General features: G+C 65.5%; 5 protein-coding genes. 1 reads left to right on the top strand and 4 read right to left on the bottom strand.

The window, feature by feature from the left end:
* The coding region (locus VDP82_RS14520) for a methyl-accepting chemotaxis protein (RefSeq protein WP_323015554.1) at positions 1 to 758 on the top strand (758 nt) is incomplete at its 5' end.
* Between the two features lie 278 nt (positions 759 to 1,036).
* On the opposite strand, the gene yihA is transcribed toward VDP82_RS14520, so the two are convergent.
* The 4 genes from yihA to rpmH form a co-directional block, all read right to left on the bottom strand.
* Entirely contained in the window at positions 1,037 to 1,684 is a 648-nt protein-coding gene (gene yihA / locus VDP82_RS14515; RefSeq protein ID WP_323015553.1) for a ribosome biogenesis GTP-binding protein YihA/YsxC, read from the bottom strand.
* Positions 1,685 to 1,769: 85 nt separating this feature from the next.
* Positions 1,770 to 3,596: a membrane protein insertase YidC gene (gene yidC, locus VDP82_RS14510; protein ID WP_323015552.1), complete on the bottom strand. Its 1,827-nt coding sequence runs from the start codon at positions 3,594 to 3,596 to the stop codon at positions 1,770 to 1,772.
* Complete coding sequence (locus VDP82_RS14505; protein WP_323015551.1) at positions 3,593 to 3,988, bottom strand: ribonuclease P protein component; 396 nt, start codon at positions 3,986 to 3,988, stop codon at positions 3,593 to 3,595. The genes yidC and VDP82_RS14505 overlap by 4 nt, the downstream gene beginning before the upstream one ends.
* Positions 3,989 to 4,011: 23 nt before the next feature.
* Positions 4,012 to 4,146 (bottom strand): 50S ribosomal protein L34, encoded by a 135-nt coding sequence (rpmH, locus tag VDP82_RS14500; protein ID WP_323015550.1) that lies wholly within the window; start codon positions 4,144 to 4,146, stop codon positions 4,012 to 4,014.
* Positions 4,147 to 4,345: the final 199 nt, after the last annotated feature.

The raw sequence follows: 4,345 nt of genomic DNA, 5'->3' as shown, positions 1-4,345 counted from the left end.
CCGCCACGGGGGAAATCCTCGCCGGCTCCAACGACCTGTCCGAGCGCACCAGCCGGCAGGCCGCCATGGTGGAGCAGACCTCGGCCACGGTGGAGCAGCTTTCCACCACGGTGACGGCCAACGCCACCCGCGCCGAGGACGCCAACCGCGCCGTCAGCGACGCCTCGCGCATCGCGGTGGAAAGCGGCTCGGCGATGGAATCGGCCACCAAGGCCATGGAGCAGATTTCGGCCTCATCGGCCAAGATTTCCAACATTATCGGGCTGATCGACGACATCGCTTTCCAGACCAACCTGCTGGCGCTCAACGCCTCGGTGGAAGCGGCGCGCGCGGGCGAAGCGGGCAAGGGCTTTGCCGTGGTGGCGGTGGAAGTGCGCCGGCTGGCCCAGAGCGCCGCCGAGGCTTCGGCCGATATCAAGGGGCTGATCGATATTTCGGTGGGCGAGGTGCAGGCCGGCACGCAGGTGGTGCTGCGCATCGGCGAGCGCATCGCCGCGCTCAATGCCTCGGTGATGGAAAGCGCCAGCCTGATCGGGGAAATCACCAGTGCCAGCCGCGAGCAGGCGGTGGCCATCGATGAAGTGCATGTGGCGGTGCGCCAGATGGACGAAATCACCCAGCATAATGCCGCTCTGGTGGAACAAACCAACGCCGCCATCGAGCAGACCGAAGAGCAGGCCAGCGCGCTGGACCGCATCGTGGCGGTGTTCACCACAGAACGGGCAGGGCGCAGCGCCGGGGCGCGGCAGGCGGCTTAGCTTTTTCGCAGCCACCGGCTCTCCTTCTCCCCTCGTGGGGGAAGGGGAGCCGGAGGGGCGGATGAGGGGCTATATTTGGGCATTGAAGCATGGGCGAATTCAGCGGCCCCCTCACCCTGACCTTCTGCTGAAGGCGTCAGGTCTGTCCCTCTCCCGCAAGGGGAGAGGGTAGGGCCGGTGGGGGTGGCACGGTCGTGCCATTCGAGCGTAGCTCTCATGGCCTTCTCGCCTCAAATCGCCCCACTGGGGCGATTTGCCCTTTGGGACGGCTCGAAGCCTCAGCTTTCCAGCAGCATGGCGATTTCGGTGCGCAGGTCTTTCAGGCCGGTGCCCTTGGCCGAGGAGGTGAGGATGATGTGGGGGTGGGCCGCCGGGCGCTTGGCGATGGCGGCTTTGGTGGCGGCCACTACTTTTTCCAGCTCGCGCGCCAGCAGCTTGTCGGCCTTGGTGAGCACGACCTGGTAGCTCACCGCCGAAAGATCGAGCTCGTTCATGACGGTGAGGTCGTTGTCCTTGGGGCCGTGGCGGCCATCGATCAGCACATAGACGCGGCGCAGCGTGGCGCGGCCGGTGAGATATTGGTGAATGAGGCGCGTCCATTGCCGCACCTTGTCCTCGGGCGCCTTGGCATAGCCATAGCCGGGCATGTCGACGATGCGCAGGTTTTCGCTCTGGCTCTCGAAGATGTTGAGCTCCTGCGTGCGGCCGGGCGTGTTGGAGGTGCGGGCCAGGCCCGACGTGCCGCATAGCGCGTTGATGAGGCTGGACTTGCCGACATTGGACCGGCCGGCAAAGGCGATCTCCACCCGATCCATGGGTGGCAGATCGGCCAGGCGCACGCAGCCTTTGACGAAGAGGAAAGGCCGCGCGAACAGCAGCCGGCCACGCTCGATCATCAGGGGGTCGTAATCGGTCTGGCTCGTCATCGTCATTCCTTGAAAACACAAGCCCGCCGGTGGGGGCCGGCGGGCTGTAACACGATCGAGGCGGATTGGCGATCCGGCCTGCGGATCAGGACTTGGCGGGCTCGTCGGCCTTCTTGCGGCGGAAGCTGTTCAGGATATTGCCGAGCAGGTTCACCTCGACGCCGTGGCGCTTCATGATGAACCATTGCTGGGCCACCGACAGGGTGTTGTTCCAGGCCCAGTAGATCACCAGACCCGCCGGGAAGGTGCCCAGCATGAAGGTGAAGATCACCGGCATCCAGTTGAAGATGGCGGCCTGGGTCGGATCGGGCGGCGGCGGGTTGAGCCGCATCTGCACCCACATGGTGATGCCCATGATGACCGGCCACACGCCCAGATGCAGGAAGCCGCCGAGCAGGGGCACCACGCTCGGATCCCAGGGGATCAGGCCGAACAGGGTGAAGATATTGGTCGGATCGGGCGCCGCCAGGTCCTGGATCCAGCCGAAGAACGGCGCATGGCGCATGTCGAGGCTGATGAAGATGACGGTGTAGAGGGAAAAGAACACCGGAATCTGGATGAGGATGGGCCAGCAGCCGGACAGCGGATTGATCTTTTCCTTGCGGTAAAGCTCCATCATCGCCTGCTGCTGGGCGGCGCGGTCGTCCTTGAGACGCTCCTGGATGGACTTCATCTCCGGCTGCACCCGGCGCATCGCCGCCATGGAGGCATAGGAGCGGTTGGCCAGGGGGAAGAACAGCCCCTTGACGATGACCGTCACCGCCAGCACCGCCAGGCCGAAATTGCCCAGGATGCCGTAAAGGAAGGTGAGCAGGTAATACATCGGCTTGGTGATGAAGTGCAGCCAGCCCCAGTCGATCAGCAGCTCGAGCCGGTCGAAGCCGTATTCGGTCTGATAGGCCGAAATCACCGCCTCCTCCTTGGCGCCGGCGAACAGATAGCTTTCGCGCGTGGCGCTGGCGCCGGCGGCGACCACCACCGGGGCGGTCTCCACATAGCTGGTCTGGTAATCGTCATAGCCCGAGCCGTTGGACCAGCTGAAGCGCGCATTCATGGTCGTGCCGGCGGGCGGCATGACGGCGGTGGCCCAGTATTTGTCGGAAAAGCCGAGCCAGCCGGTGGTGCTCTCGTAAGTGGCCTGACGCTCGTTCTGGAGGTCGGTATATTTCTTCGAGATCAGATTGTTGCTGCCCAGCACGCCATGGGGGCCTTCATGCTGGATGAAGAAATTGGCCACATGCGGTGTGCCGTTGCGGATGACGCGGGCGTAAGGATAGAGCGCCACGTCGCCCTGGCCATGGTTCTCGATGGTCTGGCTGACGGTGAACAGGTAGTGCTCGTCCAGCGAGATGGTGCGGCGGAAGGTGAGGCCCGCGCCATTGTCCCAGGCCAGCGTTACCGGCGACTGGGCGGTAAGCGGCCCGGCTTCACCCTCGACGCGCCACACGCTCTGCGCATTGGGAACGGCGATATTGGCACCGGCCGCCGGCACCCAGCCTTCCTCGACGAAATAGGCATCGGGCACGCCCTGGGGCGTGAGCAGGGTGATGACCGGCGAATCGGGCGCCACCGTCTCGCGATACTGCTTGAGGCGCAGATCGTCGATGCGGGCGCCGGTCAGGCTGATCGAGCCCTCCAGATCGGCGGTTTCGATGGCGACGCGCTGGCTGGCGGCAAGCGCCTCCTGGCGGCTGGAAAAGACCTTGACCCCGGTGGAGGCAGGCGCGGCGGCGGCCTCGCCCTGCGCGGTGGGCGTGGCCAGGGCCGCGTCGGCGTCGGCCTGCTGCTGGGCGGCGATCTGGGCCTGCTGCTGGGCGCGTTCGAGCTGCGGGCCGGCAACGAAGAACTGCCAGCCGAACAGCACGGCCATGCTGAGCACGATGGCAAGGATCACATTGCGATTGTCGTTCATGGTCTCGGTTTCCGGGGTCCGCCGCGGGATGGAGGGGTCTGGCTGGAGGATCTGGGCGCGTGAACGCGCACAATCAAGGCTTCCAGATCGGCCACCAGCAGGCCGAAGGGATGGCTGAGCGCCTCGCGCCTGCCGACAAGCACATAATCGTGGTGGGGCGCAAAGTCACGCGCGCAGACTGCGGCAGCGGCGCGCAGGCGCCGCTTGATGCGGTTGCGCTCGGGCGAATTGCCGGTCTTCTTGGTGACCGTGTAGCCGATGCCCGGCACCGCCTCAGCGGCCGGAACCGCCTGCAACCCAAACGCAGACCGCCCGGCGCGATTGCCCCGGGCAGCCCGTAGAAACTGCGAACGCTTGGTGAGCCGGCGCAAGGCGATGGTCGGCTGCTCCATGGCCGTCATCCGGCCGGAAGGGCTCAGGCCGAGAGCTTCTTGCGGCCCTGGGCGCGACGGCGATTCAGGATGATGCGGCCGTCCTTGGTGGCCATACGCGCACGGAAACCGTGACGACGGGCACGCACGAGCTTGGAGGGCTGGTATGTACGCTTCATGACATCAGACCGCGCCGGGCACGGTTCCTCTAATTTGGCTCTGCTCGAGGCAAGACTATCGGGCAGCCATGATGCGCGGGGCGCCCATGGTGCGGGTTGGTGCGGTCTATAGGGAAAACTCGGCTCCAAGTCAACGCGCCATCACACCTTGCCCCGTGCGCCGCCCCCGGTTGTTTTCGCCGCCATATCGCCTCATAAA

Origin of the sequence: Devosia sp., from assembly GCF_034675085.1 — a bacterium.
GTDB lineage: Bacteria > Pseudomonadota > Alphaproteobacteria > Rhizobiales > Devosiaceae > Devosia.
Note: the sequence above shows the minus strand (reverse complement) of the source record. Positions and strands in the feature narration are given on the sequence as shown.

What these genes read in the sequence shown, in the direction of transcription:
- rpmH (WP_323015550.1), bottom strand. Translation starts at nt 4,146, where the DNA reads ATGAAGCGTACATACCAGCCCTCCAAGCTCGTGCGTGCCCGTCGTCAC.
- yidC (WP_323015552.1), bottom strand. Translation starts at nt 3,596, where the DNA reads ATGAACGACAATCGCAATGTGATCCTTGCCATCGTGCTCAGCATGGCC.
- yihA (WP_323015553.1), bottom strand. Translation starts at nt 1,684, where the DNA reads ATGACGAGCCAGACCGATTACGACCCCCTGATGATCGAGCGTGGCCGG.
- VDP82_RS14505 (WP_323015551.1), bottom strand. Translation starts at nt 3,988, where the DNA reads ATGGAGCAGCCGACCATCGCCTTGCGCCGGCTCACCAAGCGTTCGCAG.